At 40.2% G+C, this 20,406-nt stretch carries 17 protein-coding genes; 11 read left to right on the forward strand and 6 right to left on the reverse strand.

Annotated features, from left to right (window positions below):
* Nucleotides 1-12: 12 nt before the first annotated feature.
* Nucleotides 13-372: a hypothetical protein gene (locus PSF31_RS05875; protein WP_096865097.1), complete on the forward strand. Its 360-nt coding sequence runs from the start codon at nucleotides 13-15 to the stop codon at nucleotides 370-372.
* Between the two features lie 52 nt (nucleotides 373-424).
* Here the strand turns inward: PSF31_RS05875 and PSF31_RS05880 are convergent, their stop codons facing one another.
* Nucleotides 425-2,467 carry a choline transporter gene (locus PSF31_RS05880; RefSeq protein ID WP_004255510.1) on the reverse strand — a complete coding sequence of 681 codons (2,043 nt, stop codon included), beginning with the start codon at nucleotides 2,465-2,467 and terminating at the stop codon, nucleotides 425-427.
* A gap of 209 nt (nucleotides 2,468-2,676) precedes the next feature.
* On the opposite strand from PSF31_RS05880, the gene betI reads away from it, so the two are divergent.
* The 3 genes from betI to betA are packed head-to-tail and all read left to right on the forward strand — an operon-like array spanning nucleotide 2,677 to nucleotide 6,499.
* Nucleotides 2,677-3,279 (forward strand): transcriptional regulator BetI, encoded by a 603-nt coding sequence (betI, locus tag PSF31_RS05885; protein WP_164560978.1) that lies wholly within the window; start codon nucleotides 2,677-2,679, stop codon nucleotides 3,277-3,279.
* A 22-nt stretch (nucleotides 3,280-3,301) separates the two neighbouring features.
* Nucleotides 3,302-4,780 (forward strand): betaine-aldehyde dehydrogenase, encoded by a 1,479-nt coding sequence (gene betB, locus PSF31_RS05890; protein WP_096865098.1) that lies wholly within the window; start codon nucleotides 3,302-3,304, stop codon nucleotides 4,778-4,780.
* Between the two features lie 39 nt (nucleotides 4,781-4,819).
* Nucleotides 4,820-6,499 carry a choline dehydrogenase gene (gene betA / locus PSF31_RS05895; RefSeq protein ID WP_096865099.1) on the forward strand — a complete coding sequence of 560 codons (1,680 nt, stop codon included), beginning with the start codon at nucleotides 4,820-4,822 and terminating at the stop codon, nucleotides 6,497-6,499.
* Nucleotides 6,500-6,836: 337 nt separating this feature from the next.
* Here betA and cutA read toward each other — a convergent pair whose 3' ends face one another.
* Nucleotides 6,837-7,184: a divalent-cation tolerance protein CutA gene (cutA, locus tag PSF31_RS05900; RefSeq protein WP_094961204.1), complete on the reverse strand. Its 348-nt coding sequence runs from the start codon at nucleotides 7,182-7,184 to the stop codon at nucleotides 6,837-6,839.
* Nucleotides 7,185-7,820: 636 nt separating this feature from the next.
* On the opposite strand from cutA, the gene PSF31_RS05905 reads away from it, so the two are divergent.
* The gene (locus tag PSF31_RS05905; protein ID WP_096865100.1) at nucleotides 7,821-9,293 is read left to right on the forward strand and encodes an anion permease; all 1,473 of its coding nucleotides are present in this window, start codon (nucleotides 7,821-7,823) and stop codon (nucleotides 9,291-9,293) included.
* A 90-nt stretch (nucleotides 9,294-9,383) separates the two neighbouring features.
* Here the strand turns inward: PSF31_RS05905 and PSF31_RS05910 are convergent, their stop codons facing one another.
* Nucleotides 9,384-9,590, reverse strand: a complete 207-nt coding sequence (locus PSF31_RS05910) for a 3-oxoacyl-ACP synthase (protein WP_226617192.1) — start codon at nucleotides 9,588-9,590, stop codon at nucleotides 9,384-9,386.
* 331 nt (nucleotides 9,591-9,921) lie between these two features.
* On the opposite strand from PSF31_RS05910, the gene PSF31_RS05915 reads away from it, so the two are divergent.
* Nucleotides 9,922-10,794, forward strand: coding sequence for a DMT family transporter (locus tag PSF31_RS05915; RefSeq protein ID WP_036957835.1), 873 nt, complete (start codon nucleotides 9,922-9,924; stop codon nucleotides 10,792-10,794).
* A 230-nt stretch (nucleotides 10,795-11,024) separates the two neighbouring features.
* Nucleotides 11,025-11,345 (forward strand): hypothetical protein, encoded by a 321-nt coding sequence (locus PSF31_RS05920; protein WP_004255491.1) that lies wholly within the window; start codon nucleotides 11,025-11,027, stop codon nucleotides 11,343-11,345.
* Nucleotides 11,346-11,403: 58 nt separating this feature from the next.
* Here the strand turns inward: PSF31_RS05920 and PSF31_RS05925 are convergent, their stop codons facing one another.
* Entirely contained in the window at nucleotides 11,404-12,495 is a 1,092-nt protein-coding gene (locus PSF31_RS05925) for an NADH:flavin oxidoreductase/NADH oxidase (RefSeq protein ID WP_096865102.1), read from the reverse strand.
* A 542-nt stretch (nucleotides 12,496-13,037) separates the two neighbouring features.
* On the opposite strand from PSF31_RS05925, the gene PSF31_RS05930 reads away from it, so the two are divergent.
* The 4 genes from PSF31_RS05930 to PSF31_RS05945 all read left to right on the forward strand — a co-directional run bounded on the left by PSF31_RS05930 (nucleotide 13,038) and on the right by PSF31_RS05945 (nucleotide 17,499).
* Nucleotides 13,038-14,354 (forward strand): CitMHS family transporter, encoded by a 1,317-nt coding sequence (locus PSF31_RS05930; protein WP_036957833.1) that lies wholly within the window; start codon nucleotides 13,038-13,040, stop codon nucleotides 14,352-14,354.
* Between the two features lie 217 nt (nucleotides 14,355-14,571).
* On the forward strand, nucleotides 14,572-15,426 hold the full coding sequence (locus PSF31_RS05935) for a VanW family protein (protein WP_004255480.1): 855 nt from the start codon (nucleotides 14,572-14,574) through the stop codon (nucleotides 15,424-15,426).
* A 226-nt stretch (nucleotides 15,427-15,652) separates the two neighbouring features.
* Nucleotides 15,653-16,363 (forward strand): RNA ligase family protein, encoded by a 711-nt coding sequence (locus PSF31_RS05940; RefSeq protein ID WP_094961205.1) that lies wholly within the window; start codon nucleotides 15,653-15,655, stop codon nucleotides 16,361-16,363.
* The gene (locus tag PSF31_RS05945) at nucleotides 16,360-17,499 is read left to right on the forward strand and encodes an AAA family ATPase (RefSeq protein ID WP_004255475.1); all 1,140 of its coding nucleotides are present in this window, start codon (nucleotides 16,360-16,362) and stop codon (nucleotides 17,497-17,499) included. The genes PSF31_RS05940 and PSF31_RS05945 overlap by 4 nt, the downstream gene beginning before the upstream one ends.
* 46 nt (nucleotides 17,500-17,545) lie before the next feature.
* Here the strand turns inward: PSF31_RS05945 and PSF31_RS05950 are convergent, their stop codons facing one another.
* Nucleotides 17,546-18,598: a 4-oxalomesaconate tautomerase gene (locus tag PSF31_RS05950; RefSeq protein WP_036957831.1), complete on the reverse strand. Its 1,053-nt coding sequence runs from the start codon at nucleotides 18,596-18,598 to the stop codon at nucleotides 17,546-17,548.
* 304 nt (nucleotides 18,599-18,902) lie between these two features.
* Nucleotides 18,903-20,336, reverse strand: coding sequence for an anion permease (locus PSF31_RS05955; RefSeq protein WP_096865103.1), 1,434 nt, complete (start codon nucleotides 20,334-20,336; stop codon nucleotides 18,903-18,905).
* Nucleotides 20,337-20,406: the final 70 nt, after the last annotated feature.

Consider the following 20,406-nt stretch of genomic DNA (forward strand, 5'->3'; position numbering starts at 1 on the left):
CAGGAAATTGATATGTCTAAAAAGGTTATTATTGCTATTTTTCTTTGTTTTACTTCTTATGGCTTTGCCAGCGACTTTACATTTAAAGAAAAGTCACCCGCTGATCGCGAGTTTAATCAAGACTACCAAGGAATTAAAAAATTACAAACACAACAAAAGTTTGTCTTTGATCCCAAAAAGAAACTTCCACAAGAAGAACAAAGTTATCAAGCTTTGTTAGAGCAGCGAAATGCAGATGAAAATGCGTTTTCAAAACATTTTAATGTGTGTGATGTTAACCCGACGGGAGCAGGGTGCCCTAATTCAATGGCTTGGATGAATGATCGCCAGCAAATGAAAAAAATGCTAGAGCAAGCGGGCCGCCCTTATTGATAAGTTGTTCATTTGTTGACTCTAAGGGAGCATCGCCCCCTTAGAGGTCAAATTATACAGATTCAGGGAATGTTAAGGTTGCACCGGGAGCTTCACGGCTTAAATGAATGAAATTCATATGTTTTTCATATTGGTCTAGAATATCGCTAATCACTTGTTCTTTGGTGTAATCCATTAAATCATTCCCTTGTGAGCCTTCCCATAAGAAGGTTTCTAAGCGGTAATAATGGGATTTCCCTGAACGTGCGCGATAGGTAAAACCGGGAACGGAATAGCGCTGTGGCCACACTTGGTAAATAAAGCTTTGTTCTTCACCAAGGTCAACAGTTAACTCTAAATGGTCTAAGCGCTCATCAGCAATGGGTGGCAAGGTGTTAAATTCCACTTTCGCTCCCCTTAAACTGAGCTCTTTTGCCACTTCTTGCATAGCAGGAATGCACACCAAATCAAGCATCCGCTGGGTATAAGTCGTTCCCGGGAAATTCATCACTCGTCCCAAACGCTGTTTCCAATTGAGTGTTCCATTGCCATACAGCGGTGCAGGCGCATTGGTATTTAGCGAACTAACGCGTCTAAAGTCCTCAACTTTTAATGATTTATATAGCCCAGCCATAATAAAGAAGATCACAAAACTAAATGGTAAGCCCATGATCACCGTTGTATTTTGTAAAGCAGCGACGCCATCTGTCATTAACATCCCTAAGGTGAGTAAACCAATTGCGACAGACCAAAAAATTCGCAACCAATTAGGAGCATCGTTGTTAATATCACTGAGTTTTGAGGTGAAATTACCTAATACTAATGAGCCGGAATCAGCAGAGGTGACATAGAACAACAGCCCAGTAATGGTTGCAACAGAAGCGGTTAGGCCAAAGCCAGGGTAAAGCTCAAGTAGTGAATAGAAGCCTTTTTCGGGGGCGTCGAGGACGGTTTTGGCAAGTTCGCTATTGCCGTGAATGATTTCATACAATGCACTATTACCAAAAATAGATAACCACAATAGTGTGAAAACAAACGGAATAATTAAAGTACCGATCACAAACTGTCTAATGGTCCGACCACGAGAAATACGAGCGAGGAATAACCCAACAAATGGCGACCATGCTACCCACCACGCCCAGAAAAACAGCGTCCAGCTATTCATCCAATCCGTTGGGCGGTCAAAGGCAAAGCTATTGAGGGTCATACCCATAAAGCGGTTGATATAATCCCCCACATTCAGTACTAAGGCATTGAGTAAGAACTCGGTATCGCCGACAAATAAGATAAATAAAATCAAGCCAAATGCCAAAAGCACATTGAGCTCGGATAACACCCGAATACCTTTATTTACCCCAGATGTGGCAGAAATCACGGCCATAATCACTGATAGCAGAATTAACCCACTTTGCACGGGGAGCCCTTGAGGTAAGTCGAATAATACTTTGAGGCCATAATTCAGCTGAACAACCCCGATCCCAAGAGTTGTTGCAATACCGAAAATCGTCCCTAGTACTGCCGCAATATCTACTGTATGGCCAATTGGGCCGTCAATCCGTTTACCAAAAATAGGATAGAGTGCGGAGCGAATGGTTAGCGGTAAGTTATAACGATAACTGAAGTAACCCAGTGCAATCCCCATTAAGGCATACATAGACCAGCCCGTTAGGCCATAGTGGAACAGTGTCCACACCATCGCCTGACGAGCTGCTTCTAAGGTTTCGCCTTCGCCCGTTGGCGGCAGCATATATTGGGTGACCGGCTCAGCGACGGAGAAAAACATTAAATCGATACCAATTCCTGCCGCGAATAGCATCGCAGACCAGCTGAGCACGCTAAATTCAGGTTTAGATTGTTCAGGGCCGAGTTTGATATTACCAAAGCGTGAGGTAGCAACGAAAATGACAAAAACAATATAAAGCGTTGCTGCTAGCAGGTAATACCAACCAAAGGTTTTAGATACCCACCCAAGCGCGGCAACGATCCACTGATTTGCTGTTTCAGTCATCAAGATGGTGAAAAAAGAAAACGCCAGAATAAGACCGGCGGAAGTAAAAAAAACCACAGAATTCAATTTATCCTTCTGCTTATTTTTTGGGCTATTTTGAGTTGTCATTGGACATTCCACATTTTTATTTATTTAACAGGTTAAAATTACTTTCTAAGCTAATCTATTGATTTATCAGCCAAGATTTGGTTTTTGTTATCTTCTCTCTTATGTTAATTGTGAATGAATTGTTGTAAACAATAGTTAATATTGATTGAACATTCAATCAAAAAAACGTTTAATAAAAGGGATCAATGTATTTTTTAGGTTCAAATACCATGCCGAAGATAGGAATGCAGTCGATACGTAAACAACAGTTAATTCAAGCCACATTGGATGTGATTAATGAAGTTGGAATGCAGGAAGCCAGTTTTGTGTTAATTGCCCGTAAAGCCGGGGTTTCTACAGGGATCATCAGCCATTATTTTCGTGATAAAAATGGCTTGCTTGAAGCCACTATGCGCCATATTCAATACCAGTTGGGTTTTGCGGTGGCAATGCGTTTACGCATGTTAACAGGGGCGGAGGCAAAACTACGAATTCAGGCGATTGTTGAAGGCAACTTCGATCCAACGCAAACCAGTGAGGCCGCGATGAAAACGTGGCTAGCCTTTTGGGCTAGCAGTATGCATCAACCGAATTTAAACCGCTTACAACAGGTTAATGACCGGCGTTTGTATTCAAACTTAAGCTATGAGTTTGGGCGGGTATTAAACAAGGCAGATGCGCGGATGGCAGCAAAGGGGCTGGCTGCTTTAATTGATGGCCTATGGCTACGTAGTGCTTTGAGTAATGAACAATTTCCTGTTAAGGATGCACTCAAAATCACTAACGAATACATCGATATGCAACTACAACGTGCTGAGGTTTTAGGAACCTAATAACCAATTCAGAGGAGATAATATGCAACATCCACCGATACATAAGCTTTATATTCATGGTGGTTATGTCGACAGTTCACAACCTGAATGCGGGCGATTTCCTGCAATCAACCCTGCCAATGGGGAAACTATCGCGGATCTGCAATCTGCGACCCTTGAAGATATCCAATGGGCGGTAGAAAGCGCTAAACAAGGCCAGAAAGTCTGGGCGGCAATGACTGCGATGGAACGCTCACGTATTTTACGCCGTGCGGTGGATATTTTACGAGAACGTAACGACGAATTGGCTTACCTCGAAACCCTTGATACGGGCAAACCGCTTTCTGAAACTCGTTATGTGGATATCGTTACAGGGGCGGATGTTCTTGAATACTATGCAGGTTTAATTCCGATGCTGGAGGGGCAGCAAATCCCTTTGCGTGATAGCTCGTTTGCTTATACTCGTCGTGAACCTCTGGGAGTCGTGGCAGGCATTGGGGCATGGAATTATCCTATCCAAATTGCGTTATGGAAATCAGCTCCTGCACTAGCAGCAGGTAATGCCATGGTGTTCAAACCCAGTGAAGTCACTTCGTTAACAGCGTTAAAGTTGGCTGAAATATACACTGAAGCGGGCGTGCCAGCAGGGGTATTTAACGTAGTGACAGGCCAAGGCGGTGAAGTGGGGCAATGGTTAACGGAGCACCCTGATATTGCCAAAGTTTCATTCACAGGGGGGATCGCAACCGGTAAAAAAGTGATGGCGAATGCATCAGCTTCTTCTTTAAAAGAGGTGACGATGGAACTAGGCGGTAAATCGCCTCTAATTATTTTTGATGATGCAGACTTAGATAAAGCTGCGGATATTGCCATGATGGCGAATTTTTATAGTTCAGGCCAAGTGTGTACCAATGGAACACGGGTTTTTGTGCCTGAATCGCTTAAATCACAGTTTGAGGACAAGATCACTGAACGTGTGGCTCGCATTAAAATAGGTTCACCGGTTGACGAAAACACCAACTTTGGGCCATTAGTCAGTTTTGCTCATATGGAAAACGTGTTGCGTTATATTGCGTTAGGCAAACAACAAGGCGCGAGATTATTGTGCGGTGGTGAACGCTTAATGGATGGCGATTTTGCACAGGGAGCTTATGTTGCACCAACCGTATTCACCGATTGCCACGATGAAATGCAAATCACACAGGAAGAAATTTTTGGCCCTGTTATGAGTATTTTGAGTTATCAATCGGAAGACGAAGTGATTGCTCGTGCGAACAATAGTGTGTACGGGTTAGCAGCAGGATTGGTGACACAAGATTTAACACGTGCACACCGTGTTATTCATCAATTAGAGGCTGGGATTTGTTGGATTAATACATGGGGGGAATCACCCGCACAAATGCCCGTGGGTGGATATAAGCATTCCGGCGTTGGCCGCGAAAATGGCGTTATGACACTGCAAAATTATACACAAGTAAAATCTATTCAAGTGGAACTGGGGGAATTTGCATCCGTTTTTTAATCACATCATTTTAATTTGACTGAAACAGAGGAGATAACAATGGTCTATGACTATATTATTATCGGTGCTGGTTCAGCCGGTAACGTTCTTGCTACCCGCCTGACAGAAGATCCTGATGTTACTGTGCTGCTCCTTGAAGCAGGAGGACCGGATTACCGGTTCGACTTTCGCACACAAATGCCAGCGGCATTAGCGTACCCATTACAAGGGCGACGTTATAATTGGGCTTATGAAACTGACCCTGAACCGCATATGAACCACCGCCGTATGGAGTGTGGTCGTGGAAAGGGGCTTGGTGGCTCATCATTAATTAATGGGATGTGTTACATCCGAGGGAATGCTCTAGACTTTGATGGTTGGGCGGAAGCGCCTGGGTTAGAAGACTGGCGTTACCTTGATTGTTTACCTTATTTTAGAAAAGCGGAAACACGTGATATTGGCCCAAATGATTATCACGGCGGAGATGGCCCCGTCAGTGTGACAACACCGAAAAATGGCAATAATGTGCTATTTCATGCGATGGTGGAAGCAGGCGTACAAGCAGGGTACCCGCAAACAGATGATTTAAATGGGGTTCAACAAGAGGGTTTTGGCCCAATGGACCGTACAGTTACACCGCAAGGGCGACGAGCAAGTACAGCAAGAGGGTATTTAGACCAAGCGAAAAAGCGTAATAACCTGACTATTCTTACCCATGCCACGACAGATACCATTGAGTTTGAAGGGAAAAAAGCGGTTGGTGTTAAATATTATCAAGGTAATAGCACTACACCTACGGTAGTGAAGGCGAGTAAAGAGGTTCTTTTATGTGCAGGTGCGATCGCCTCACCGCAAATTTTGCAGCGTTCTGGAGTTGGGCCTGAGGATGTTTTGGCTGAGTTCAATATTCCAGCTGTGCACGTTTTACCTGGTGTTGGGCAAAACTTGCAAGATCACCTTGAAATGTATTTGCAATATGAATGCAAACAACCAGTTTCATTATATCCAGCCTTAAAATGGATAAACCAACCTAAAATAGGCGCTGAGTGGCTATTTAAAGGGACTGGAGTTGGCGCAAGTAATCAATTTGAAGCAGGTGGGTTTATCCGCACTAGCGAAAAATTCGCATGGCCAAATATTCAATTCCACTTTTTGCCTGTGGCGATTAACTATAATGGTAGTAATGCAGTCAATCAGCATGGTTTTCAAGCCCATGTAGGCTCAATGCGATCGCCTAGTCGAGGGCGTGTTCGCTTGAAATCCCTAGACCCAAAGCAACATCCAAGTATTTTGTTTAATTACATGTCATCGGAGCAAGATTGGGAAGAGTTTCGTGCCGCCATTCGTATTACTCGTGAAATTATGGCTCAGCCAGCACTTGACCCATATCGTGGGGATGAAATAAGCCCTGGCAAACAGATTAGCACTGATGAAGAGCTAGATGCATTTGTGCGCGAGAGAGCAGAAACCGCTTTTCATCCGTGTGGAACCTGTAAAATGGGTTACGATGATATGGCAGTCGTGGATGGTGCAGGGCGAGTTCACGGTATTGAAAATCTACGGGTTATCGATGCATCGATTATGCCGTTGATCATTACAGGGAATTTAAATGCAACGACCATCATGATTGCAGAGAAAATTGCCGATAAAATTCGAAACCGTCCTTCGTTACCCACAAGCAATGCAGATTATTATGTAGCAGGTGATAGGCAAGTGAGAAACCCGCCATTACGAGACTAGCTTATTCAGGCTATTTTTTATACACAAAGCGATTGATATTAATATCAGTCGCTTTTTTCTTTAAGGAGAATGCCGATAATAATAATAGCTGTCTAACCATGTAATGCCAAAGGGGCGAATAAATCGGACTTTTAGCAGGTTGAAGGAATATACGCTAGTCAATTTTAGACAAAAAAAACCTCCAAATATTAAGGAGGGAAAATAAATATAAAGCGAGCTTATTTATATAGCACTAATTTACGGTAAACCATAGCCGACCAGTTGAATTAATTTATACAAAAATGATATTAGCTCACAATTTATAACGCTATAGTTATTAAATTCAGATTAATACCTATTATTTGACAGAGTTAATCAGCCATTGCAGATAATTGTCTTCAACTTGGCTTGGGTCTAAGCGAATGAGTTCTGGGGTTTCATATGGGTGTATTTCTTTTATTGCATTAAATAGATTAAGTTGGTTTCCTTGGGTCGTTTTGATCAAGAGTAAAACCTCCTTATCTTGCGTGATATTACCATGCCATAGATAAACAGATGTTATTTCAGGCAGTAGGGAAACACATGCTGCTAAGCGATTAGCGAGTAAGTGTTGGGTAATTTTAATTGCACTTTCATGGCTATTGGTTGTACATAATACAATACATGGTTGTTGAGAGTTTGTGATGTAAATGTTATCAGTGGGCATTTCGTTTCCTTATTAGTCATATTTTGATAAGTTTGATTACTCACATTTAGATTAGAGATAAAAATGGTATTGAGAACAGAGCATAATCACTATAAGTGTTTTTTTAAATTATCAGATAAGATAATAACTAATGTTAATTAAGCAGAGGTATTAATTTAATAGTAATATGCGTGTTTTTTAATCAATGTTGTCATTGTTATAATTTTTTATATATTCAATATAATTTTGAATATTTCTTGGTTTTATTTTATTAATTCGATTCAGCAATCATAAATTGAGGATGAACTATAAAAAAAATTGAAATTTTAGTATATTACTAACCAAATTTGATTATGTGACAAATGTGATTGTGTGCTGTTAACCTAGTAACAGAGCAAATAATAATCCCAGTTTTATTCTTACTCTTATTAATGTAAGTGTAGGCTTATCTTTTTGTGCAAGAAATATGGAACGATTGATATCTGAAATAATATATTACACATCGTTACAAACTGGCTTAAAATTTATCATAAAAGAATTCACGTACTGATAAATATCAAGGTTTTTGAGCTATATATTGTTAATCTAAAGATAAAATTAGAATATATAACTGAAATTACTCTGTATTTCCATCTTTATACGTGTATGGATAACCTTATGAATAAACTAACACCTTTAAAACCTGTACCAACTCTAATCGCAGTTGCAATAACATTAATTATTTGGTTCTTAATTCCTGTTCCCGAAGGTGTTAATCCAAATGCGTGGCATCTTTTAGCATTATTTGTAGGTACAATCGCTGCTATTATTGGTAAAGCTTTACCAATAGGAGGTGTATCTATTGTCGCTATTTCATTAGTTGCAGTAACCGGGGTCACTAACCCTGAATCAACTAAAGGGGCAATTGCGGATGCTTTAAGTGGCTTTTCTAATGATCTAATTTGGCTAATTGGTATTTCTATCATGGTTTCCATGAGCTTGAATAAAACAGGCCTGGGGGCAAGGATAGGTTATTATGTCATTTCTTTATTCGGTAAAAAAACATTGGGTATTGCTTATTCATTGGCAATAGCAGAAACAATATTGGCACCTGTGACACCAAGTAACACGGCTCGAGGTGGGGGAATTATTCACCCAATTATGCGTTCGATCTCGGATAGTTTTGGGTCAAAGGCTGATGATGGAACCGCAGGTAAGATAGGGCGTTATTTATCGCTCGTTAACTACAATATTAACCCAATCACTTCTGCAATGTTTATTACGGCGACAGCGCCAAACCCATTAATTGTCAGTTTGATTATTAGTGAAACAAGCCAAGAAAATGAATTAACTTGGGGTATGTGGGCGATTGCGGCGTTTGTTCCTGCCATCGTGTCATTAATATTAATGCCTTTGGTGATCTATTTGATGTATAAGCCGGAAATTACTTCAACACCGGATGCGCCAAATTTTGCCAAAGAACGTTTACAACAATTAGGCCCAGTTTCATTACCTGAAAAAATAACTCTCGGTGTTTTTGGGTTGTTACTTTTGTTGTGGGCTGGTGTTCCTGCCATGATTTTTGGGCCTGCATATAGTGTTAATGCAACCACCGCGGCGTTTATTGGGTTGAGTGTTCTATTAGCGACAGGGGTTATTAATTGGGATGATGTTCTGAAAAACAAAGGGGCATGGGATACTGTCGTTTGGTTCTCTGCCTTAGTCATGATGGCGAGTTTTTTAGGTAAGCTCGGTCTCATAAAGTGGATGTCATTAACCGTCGGTGCAACTATTGATGGATTAGGCATTAGCTGGGTATGGGGAATGCTAATTCTTGTTTTAATTTATGTGTATTCTCACTATTTCTTTGCGAGTACAACCGCGCATATTACGGCGATGTATGCAGCATTTTTCTCGGCAGGTTTAGCCCTTGGCGCTCCACCAATGTTATTAGCTTTAACATTAGCATTCTCATCGTCACTAATGATGTCATTGACACACTATGGTACGGGTACTGCACCTATTATTTTTGGTTCGGGTTATGCAACCCTTGCGGAATGGTGGAAAACAGGTTTCGTGATGAGCGTAGTTAACTTAGCCATTTGGTTCTTTATTGGTAGCGTTTGGTGGAAATTCTTAGGTTACTGGTAATTAGTTGAATTAGCTATTTTAGCTATATCAAAGAAAGTTAATAGAAATCGGGCGATAGGCTCGATTTCTTCTTTTTTTTAAAAGCTCATCCTACAAATAAGTGGCTATTGTGATAACAAGACCACTAATGATAGAAATTAGCATCACTTTTCCCCAACTGAAGACTGACGATGATTTTAAAGCGTGCTGCCATAACAAACTTATTTCATCGGCATGTGCATATTTTCTCTTATTGATCGCAGTCTTAATTTTTTTGATTTTATCATTATCTATCAGTAATGTTTTTTGAATAACCATGATATAACCTTTCATCAAGTTGTGCATTGTTTGTCTGCCCTTGATTATCTCAGGCTATGTAAGAAGATAAATTGATGAGATTCTATGCAAACTTCCCCATTTATCGCGTTTAAAATCAGACTTAGTCTAGTTAATAAGAAAAAAGCAGCCAAGAAGTAAAATTATCTTTATTAAGAGGAAATGGCTCTTAATTTAAGGTCATATTTATCGTTCTTTGGCGAGATATTTTTTATTTAGGGAAGTCGGAGAGAAAGGCCATAAATGTGATTGGTTTACATACAAAAGCCAGTATGATGTATCTGCGAGTCAGTTAATTTATCCAGAGGAACACATGTATTCACAAAGAAAGGCAGAATTTTTCTTGGTGCTTACCACGATAATCGCGGCTTGGGGGTGGGTATTTTCCCGAGAATCAGTGCAGGGAATGCCTATTTTTGCCTTTCTTGGTAGCCGTTTTTTATTTGCAGCCATCATTTTAGCCCCTTTTTGTCGAGGGAAAAAAAATAGAATAACGGCGAAGCAATTACCAAAAATATTAATGACAGGCGGTTGGATGTCATTAAATATGGTGCTCTGGATCCACGCAGTTGCGATAACAGATTCAATTGGTGAAGGGGCTTTTATCATGAGCCTTGCTATGTTGTTTGTCCCGCTAGTCGCATGGGTTATTTTAAAAAATAAACCTGTACGTTATTTCTGGGAGGCACTTCCGGTCGCTGTATTAGGGTTGGCATGTTTAACACTATTTAAGGCACAGCTTGAATTTAAAGCAAGCCAACTGTGGTTTCTTGGTGCGGCAATTGTCCAAGCTATCTATTTTTGTTATACCAGTTTATATACTCGAACAATCCCTCTTTTGCCGTTAACGACCATTCAGCTTGCTTGTACAGGAATGACTGGGTTAGTTTTGTCATTTTTTTTAGAAGAGTGGCCAAGTAGCATCACCGTACCTACCATGATGTGGTTTATTGCTAGTGTTGTAATAGCAACGAGTTTACGCTTTGTATTGCAACTTATTGGTCAAAAAAATACTACTGCCGGCAATGCTGCAATTATTATGATCCTTGAACCTGTTATGACCGTATTTGTAGCGGCTATTTGGTACAATGAAAGAATGCCTTTTGTCCAAATTGTTGGTTGTGTGCTAATTTTATCGGCACTATTCTATTACCGATGGCGTTGTTCTAATTCATTACCAAGGTAAAATACACATAATAAACAATGGGTCAATACAGATTTTTTATAAGAAAACAGCTATGATTAATATGCATAGTCAGTGATAGGGATGTTAATCTTAATAAGAACCTCTTATTTAGCATATTAAGATTAATGGTATTGAAAACATAAACGATATATCCAAAATAGCGTGAACTAGGAATAATAGCGGTTTAATATTATCACCTTAGTTAAAGCTGAATAGGAAACGGGCATAAAATGAAAAAATTAGCATTAATATTAGGTATGGCAGGAGCAATGGTTGTGTTGTCTGCATGTTCTGATGAAAAATCAGAAATTGCTGAATACAAAGACAACTTTGTTAATACTTGTGTCGTTGCATCTGGTAATCCTCAAGGTGAAACAGCAAAAGCAGTTACCGCAATTTGTGGTTGTGCCTATGATAAAACAATTGAAAAATATGGTTTAGCTGAATTTAAACGTATGGATGCGGAATTAGAAAAATCAGGTACCGCAGAGCCTGAATTCCAAAAAACCATGATTGAATTCGTTCAACAGTGCTCGACTAACGCACGTTAATTATTTATTACTCGCAGCTATTGATTATCAAGCAACAATAGCTGCGAATTTATTATTTTTACTTAAATAAGTGTTTGAATTGGTGTGGGGCACTGCGTAGATATTGCGGTGCAACGTCTATTTGTTCGTTCAATTCACTTGCTGCTCGCCAAGGCCAGCGTGGTTCAAATAATATACCTCTACCGATTGCCACAAAATCTGCTTGGTGAGTTGCCACAATGGCTTCTGCTTGCAAAGGTTCAGTGATAAGACCGACAGCAATGACAGGCATCATAGTATTCTCATGAATAGCTTGTGCTAAAGGGACTTGGTAATTTGGGCTCAATGGTATCTGTTGTTCAGTTGATAACCCGCCAGATGAGACGTGGATATAGTCACAACCTAAATCTTCTAATAATTCTGTTAGCTCAATTGATTCAGGTACGCTCCAACCCGATTCAAGCCAATCTGTTGCGGAGATCCGTACACCAATTGCAACATTAGGGCTAATGGCTTCTCTCATCTCATGGAAAATATTAATCAGTAAGCGAGTACGATTCTTAAAGCATCCTCCATATTCATCTTGTCGTAAGTTTGAAACTGGCGATAAGAATTCATGCAGTATATATCCATGAGCAGCATGGATCTCAATAACGTCAAAACCTGCTTTTTCTGCCCGAATTGCTGCCTCAATAAATTGCTGTTTGAGCTGCGAAATTTCTTCAATAGTTAATGCATGTGGAATTGCATTATTACCAAAAGCCAGTGCTGATGGTGCTACAGTCTGCCAGCCATTAGGTTGTGTGGACTGAATACTTTTACCCCCTAACCAAGGTAAATCTGTTGATGCTTTCCTACCAGCGTGAGCGATTTGTACTCCTAAGCGTGCATCTGAATATTGCCGGATGTCGCTGAGTATTTGTTGCATTGCTGTCATTTGCTCTTCATTCCATAAGCCTAGGTCTTTGTAGGTAATACGACCTTCAGGAACAACAGCACTGGCTTCTACAATAACTAAAGAGGCACCTGATAAAGCAAGGTTCATGTAGTGGGCTTTATGCCATGCTGTTGGCATACCATTTTCTGCAGAATATTGGCACATTGGGGGAACAATAATACGATTTTTAAGCGAAACTTGGCCTATTGATGCAGGTGAAAAAAGGTGGCTCATTGGAACTTTCCTTATTAGCAAACTTAAATTATTTTAATATTATACCCAGTTAGCCAAAATTTTTTTGTGAGATGGTGTGGTATTAAGGGGGAAAATTTGTTTTACAGCGAATTATTGAAGGAAAATCAAGTAAATTTTTACAGATTTGATCAATACCATAAAAAGTATATTTCCCTAGCAATATGATGCAAAAAGAGGGAAAAAATATAAAAAAATGAGATAAAAAATAAAATATAATAATAACTATTATTTTTTGATTGTTATAATTCTGTAACTTATAAATAAAATTAATAATCACCAATATAAAATGGCGTTAATGCCTGCTTATGGTTTTAATGGTTCTAATAGTGAATAAAACTATTTTTTTATTTTAAATGATAATTTAAATAAGCGTTAATGCATTGTTTGTGAGGCAAAAATATAAAATACTCCTTGCGGTTATATTAAATGGTTTATATAAGAAACAAGCTTATTAAGCTGATACTAGCTAATCCTAAGCTTTGTGTTCACCTGAAAAATATAATTCTAAGAAGGAAATTGATGTGCTGACAATTATTGGTATTTTAATCATTATATCGATAGTAACATTATTGATGATGGGAAAAGTTAGCCCAATTATCGCAATGTCTTGTATCCCCTTTATTGGTGCTTTATTTGCCGGTTATTCTGTTGCTGAAATTTCAGTATTCTTTGAAAGCGGCATTAATAAAGTCTCAAAAGTCGCAGCTATGTTTTTATTTGCGATTTTATTCTTTAGCTTAATGAAAGACCTGCATATTTTTGACCCGTTGATCCGTTTAATGGTTAAAATGACTCGTGGAAATATTATTGTTGTTTGTATTATGACAACGTTAATTGCGGGTATTGTCCATCTCGATGGGTCAGGCGCTGCGACATTCTTAATTATTATTCCTGCATTGTTACCTTTATACCGTCAACTTGGTATGAGCCCCTATTTAATGTTGCTACTGATGTGCGCCAGTATGGGTGTCATGAATATGGTACCTTGGGGCGGGCCATTAGGCCGAGCTTCAGCTGTAACCGGAATTGATGCTTCGACCCTTTGGCAACATTTGATCCCAGTACAACTAATTGGTATGGGTGGCGCAGTGGTATTTGCTATTCTGATGGGGTTACGTGAGAAACGACGTATTGCAGCGGCCAGTTTGAAAGGAACTACGCCATATGAAATGGATTCTTTGTTACCTGTCAGTGACGACACTGCAGATATAACAGAAACGGTTCAAAAACCTAAAAAACCACTCATCAATGGTGGGTTAATTGTTGCTTCCGTTGTGTGTTTAGCATTTGGTTTATTATCTGCACCTTATGTTTTTATGATTGCACTTTCCATTGCCTTGATGGTGAATTTCCCTAATCCTAGAGACCAAATGAAAATTTTGGCCGCCCATGCACCACAAGCGTTGGGAATGGTTGCTATTATATTAGCGGCGGGAGCATTTTTGGGTATTTTATCGGAAGGTGGCATGCTTGAGTCAATCGCAACAGACTTAACGGCTATCTTACCAACCGAATGGGTTTCTAAAGTCCATATTTTTGTCGGTATTTTAGGTGTACCGATGGATATTTTTACCAGTACCGATGCTTACTATTTTGCCTTACTACCAATAATTCAACAAATTGCCGCCACAGTTGGTGTTGACCCATCTTCTGTTGTTTACGCCATGGCGATAGGTAACAACGCAGGGACCTTCGTGAGTCCTTTTTCTCCAGCGGCATGGCTAGCTATGGGGTTGGCTGGAATTGATATGGGCCGCCACTTACGTTATTCGTTTGGCTGGATTTGGTTGTTCAGTTTCTTTTTATTAGCGACTGGGGCGCTAATCGGCTTGTATTAATTTGTTCGTTGGCTTTAATGCCACAGCGTTGTTGGCTTCAAAAGTAAACCCTAGTCACATACTTGTGTATGCGCCTAGGGATTTACTTTTTTGCCGCCTAGCTGTGACATGAAATATTTAGAACAAATGGTTTTTATTTTGCGTGCTGGATTATTTTCTTTTATCAATTATTGGGTTTATCAGATAGTTACTATGTCGTAAAGCAAAGGGCTATGACATGATTTATTGGTTAATGATATCAATAAGGTTTGTTATGCGTAGGCCGCTTTCTTCTTATCATCCTATTCTCTATTGGCTGCGTGTCACCCAAAAACGTTTAGCTCGACGATTGCATTGGGCATTTTCCGCCAAATATTATGCGAAATTAAAATCCAATGAACGTCTTGAGTATCGCTACAACAAGCACACATCTAAGCTGATCCGTAAATTAGGTGAGTCAGACCTACGTTTACAATACAACAAAGTGACAAACTTACGTATTGCTGCAGAAGCGATGAATGGAGTCATCATCTACCCAGGGGAATACTTCTCATTTTGTCGGCTCGTTGGAAAACCAACCGCGCGCAGAGGTTTTCTTGAAGGTATGGAACTTTCGTTTGGTGAGGCTCGTTCAGGGATTGGCGGGGGAATTTGTCAACTGAGTAATTTAATTCATTGGATGGTATTGCATTCTCCATTACAAGTGGTTGAGCGTGCTAATCATAGTTTTGACCCATTTCCAGATGAAGGGCGGGTATTGCCTTTTGGTTCTGGGGCGGCAATTTTTTATAATTATATCGATTTGGTTTTTTATAATCCGACACAAAGTGCTTTTCAGTTGGTATTTAATATTGCAGAACATCAACTCGAAGGGGAGTTATTGAGCTGCACTCCTCGTGAACACAAATACCATATTTATGAGAAAAACCATAAATTTACCCGAGAGAATGAAGTTATATACCGTCATAATGAAATTTGGCAAAAAGTAACAACCAAAGGACAAGAACCTATCACTCTGCAGGATAATTGTTTGTATCGTAATAAAGTGGTAGTGAAATATTCCCTAGATGAAAATTGTATAACAGTTGAATAGTTGCGTTAGTAATGAGATTAGGAATAAATTGATAGCCTTTTTCTTGACAATTAGACTAAAATTCAACTGTTTTCCTTCAATTTCGCTAATTTTAACTATTAGCCAAGCAAAAATGAGGCCGTTACTCGGAATAGATATGTAATACCTACTCTTGATTTCTCAACAATTAAAGACGCAAATCTAACAAAAGATTTGTGGTTATTTCTATTTCTTTAGAGAAAGCATGATGAATATGCAATCAAGAAAGTATGGTAGAACGTATCACTATCCGTTCTCCCCTGGTACGACTAGTGATGATCGCATCAATAGCGATTGGTGGTCGCACATCCAAAATATAAACAAACTGGTTCACACAGAAAAACTGGATGGTGAAAATAATTGCTTAAACCGCCATGGAGTTTTTGCACGCTCTCATGGTGCCCCAACCCAATCGGCATGGAGCCAGCAAATTCGCCAACGTTGGCAGCTGATTAAAGATGATTTAGGGGATATCGAACTCTTCGGCGAAAACCTTTATGCAATACATTCCATTGAATATCAACATATTGAAGATTATTTCTATGTGTTTGCTGTTAGGCAAGGGGAGTATTGGCTTAGTTGGGAAGAGGTGCAATTTTATGCGGCTTTATTTGATTTTCCAACTGTCCCACAATTAGATTTATCACTCAGTAAACAGATGGATAAGCAAGAGTATGCAAGTTCATTAATTACTGCGGCATCATTAGATAGTCAATTTATTGCGCGTGATACACATACAGGGAAAGCCTGTAGCATGGAAGGGATTGTGAGCCGTGATAGCCAAGGGTTTCATGTGGATGATTTTATGGCGCATGTTTTTAAATATGTGCGTAAAAACCATGTCAAAACAGATATCCACTGGAAACGGCATTGGCAGAGAGCCAAGCTGGCCTTTGAATTACAAGGAGAACAACCATGAGTTGGCAATTAACCCAATGTCGTGATTGGGCGCAGCTTGAAAAACAGTTCGATTTTGTGCGTGATATGCAATATGTGCCGCAAGACCGTTTGCACCATGCGGAAGGTAATGTGGCCATTCACACTCAAATGGTGTTAGCGGCTTTGGAAGATTTACCTGAATATCAACAGCTTCCAGAACTTAAACAACAAATCGTTTGGGCGGCAGCGTTGCTGCATGATGTTGAAAAACGTAGTACGACAAAAGAAGATGAAGAGGGGCGGATTCATTCGCCTGGACATGCTAAAAAAGGTGAATTATCTGTACGAAATATATTATTTCGACAAATAGAAACACCTTTTGCTATTCGTGAACAGATTGCGGCTTTAGTTCGATTTCATGGTCTACCGCTTTGGTTAATGGAAAAGCCAGATCCTGAACGTACATTATTTGCGGCATCATTGCGCGTTGAAATGCCTTTATTGTGCATGTTAGCGAAAGCTGATGCGATAGGGCGTACATGTGAAGATAAAGCGGAATTATTAGTTAGAATCGAGCTATTTGAATTATTTTGTCGTGAGCAGGGCTGTTGGGACAAACCTAAATCATTCGCTTCACCAGCTGGGCGCTTCCATTATTTTCATCATCAAAAAGGCACTACGGATTACCAACCTTTTGAAGAAATAGGGAGCGAAGTGATTATGCTATGTGGTTTGCCGGGGATGGGAAAAGACCATTTTAGCAAACAGTTTTACCCACAAACGGCAGTCGTGTGTTTAGATGATATTCGCCGAGAACATAAAATCAACCCTGCAGATAAAAATGCACAAGGGTGGGTGGCTCAGCAAGCTAAAGAGCAAGCAAAACGATTGTTACGCACTAAAACACATTTTATTTGGAATGCAACATCATTAAGTGCCTCTTTACGGGGAACCATGATCAGCTTATTTGAACGTTATCAAGCCAAAATCCATTTAGTTTACTTGGAAGTGCCATTTAAACAGTGGCGGCAACAAAATCAACAACGTAAGTATGCAGTGCCGGAGCAAGTTATGGAAAAAATGGCAGGGAAGTTGGAGTTGCCAACGCCAGATGAGGCACATCAAGTTTCCTATTATATTGATGGTAATTTTGAACCGTTATTTGCAGAAAAATAAAATTAATCACCTGCCTCTAGATAAGAGGCAGGCCAAGATATTAGTTTTAAGGAACGTAGACATCGCCTTCAAAGAGTTTTCTTGCAGTTCGAATAATTGAAGCTTGAAGCTCTTCCGGTGAGTTGCCTTGTTGGTTTAACGACACATCAAATTTGCCACTTAAATGCTCAATAGCAATGTTTTTCATATCAACAGAGTGAACATATTGCTGGGTAATACTATTAGGAACAATAGTACTTGTGGCAATGGCAATAGCACCAGTCACGGCAAGAGCGCCATGGCATTTATGCGGCATAAAATAGCGGACATTAATGGTTCCACCGTGAATGGCGGGTGAAATCAATATGGGTTTAGGAATAACTTTTTTGCTCACATCACCAAGTCCCATCGCTGCCCCGGCTTTTATACGAATAGTTTCCAGCTTTTGCATAAATTCGGTATCGGATTCAAGTTGCTCCGCAGTTTCATAACCAGTTTTATTGAGCTGAGGAGCATCAATTAATACCACAGGCATTGCCATATCAATACAACTGACATCAATGCCTTCAATGGTATCAATAGCATGACCAGTAGGAAGCAATTTTCCTGTTTTTGTTCCACACGCATTTAAAAATGTCAGGGCAACAGGCGCGGCATGGCCGGGTACACTAGCAATTTCGGTATCACCATCATAATCCACATGACCATCAGGTGTTTGCACCGTAGAGTTGACGAAAGTGTTCGTATTGACATTACGGATCCTGACAGTGGTTGTTTTACCAGTAATAGGAACTAACCCCTTTTCAATCGCAAAAGAACCCACGGCACAAAGAATATTTCCGCAATTTGGTGCGGTATCAACAATACGTTCAGTAATAGAAACCTGAGCGAATAAATAATCAATATCAGCATCAGGATGAGTTGAAGAGCTAATAATAGCGACTTTGCTGGTTTGTGGGCTACCCCCACCAATACCATCAATTTGCAAAGCATGACCAGAACCCATAATAGCAAGGATCAGTTCATCCCGTTGTTGAGTGTCTTTAGGGAGAGAGTCCGCTAAAAGGAATACGCCTTTCGAGGTGCCGCCACGCATTAGTGTACAAGGAATTTTTTTCATCTGTTTACCCGTCATATTTCACGCTGTAGCTGTGTTGGCTGCACTCAGCCCCCCAAGTCACATACTGATGTATGCTCCTCGGGATGCCTTCGTTTTGCCGCCTTGCTACAACGCGAACTATTTAGGGTAAACTGACTTAATATTATTAGGGTAAACTTAAGTCTGAATTAAGGTTGCTCCAATAAAGTTCACGTTATAGCGCCAAGACTGCAAATAACTCTGGAACAGCGAGAAATTAATAATTTTGTTGTTAATTAGGGCACAATCATGATTGTGCCCGTCGTGTCGGTTTATTGACGAAGAATTAAATTAATCCAGTACTAATTAAAATTTCCCACCAACCTAAACCGATCGTCATGTGAACAAATAAACTAATGAAGGCAACTAACCCGCCGATGATCCACCAAGAACGGATATCGTTATAACCTGCACCGAATACGATAGGTGCTGCTGCACCGCCATAGTGCGTTACGCTTCCGCCATAAGCATTCGAGAACAGTAAGCCCAGAGCGAGCAACATCGGAGGAGCCCCTGCAACCATACCTACAGTGGCAAATACCGGCACCATGGCTGCAACGTAGGCACCACCAGAGGCGAATAAATAGCGAATGGCAACACTGATGAACATGATGACAAAGAACGCCAGCATCGCTTGGTCACCGAAAGAAAGGTATTGGCTCATGGTATCTGCGAGCCACTTGAAGAAGCCTGCTTTTGTGAGTACGCCTGACATACTGATAATACCACCGTACCAAATCAGGGTATTCCAGCCGCCTTTATTCTTCAGTACGTCATCCCAAGTTACAACACCGAGGATCAGGGTTAATGCCATGACCGCAATCGCGACACTAGACGCACTAACACCGATAAGGTCAGAGAAAATCCAGCCGCACAGTGCAATAACAAAGACAATCCCCAGCAATTTTTCACGCATAGTCATTGGGCCTAAATCTTCAAGACCTTTAGCTGCGATCTCTTTGTTATTCACCTTTTTCAACTCAGGCGGATACAGTTTGTAGATCATTAACGGCGTCAAAATCAGCATGATTAAACCCGGTACAGAGGCGGCAAGTGCCCATCCGCCCCAACTTAAATGGATGCCCATAATGTCACTCATCATGGCAAGGGCGAGTGCATTCGGCGCCATTGCTGTCAAGAACATATAGCTGGTGGTTTTGGTCACCATATACACGTTGACGAGGAGGTAGTGACCTGCTTTACGTGGGCTTTTTTCTGGATCAGACCCTAAAGCAACGGCCACACTATTGATGATTGGAAAAACAATTCCCCCAGCACGTGCTGTATTCGATGGCGTCGCAGGAGCGATAATTAAATCAAGGATTGCGGTTACATAACCGAGGCCTAATGTTGTACCGCCTAATTTACCAATCAAAATATAAGAAAGACGTTTACCTAAACCGGTAATAACAAAGGCAGCACTCAGAGTAAATGCAGCAAATACAAGCCATGTCGTACCGGATGCATATCCGCTTAAAACTTCGCTTGCTTTGACATCTTTAGTACCCGTTACCCCAATAATTACCGCACTTGCAGCAATCGTGGCTAATAAAATAACAGGCTCTGAATATGGTTTAAGTACCAGCCCAACAATAGCGGCAAGATAAAGACCGAATAGCAACCACGCAATATGTGGTAGACCCGCTGGTGTTGGTATTAAAGCAATAATAATTGGAATGGCTATTAAAATTAATAGCTTCCATATTTTTTCTTTTTGCATAAGCCAATTTCCTTGATTAAATCAATATTAAATTTATTTAATATTAAATTGAATGAACTTTAATATTAGG

Origin of the sequence: Providencia sp. PROV156, from assembly GCF_028480905.1 — a bacterium.
GTDB lineage: Bacteria > Pseudomonadota > Gammaproteobacteria > Enterobacterales > Enterobacteriaceae > Providencia > Providencia hangzhouensis.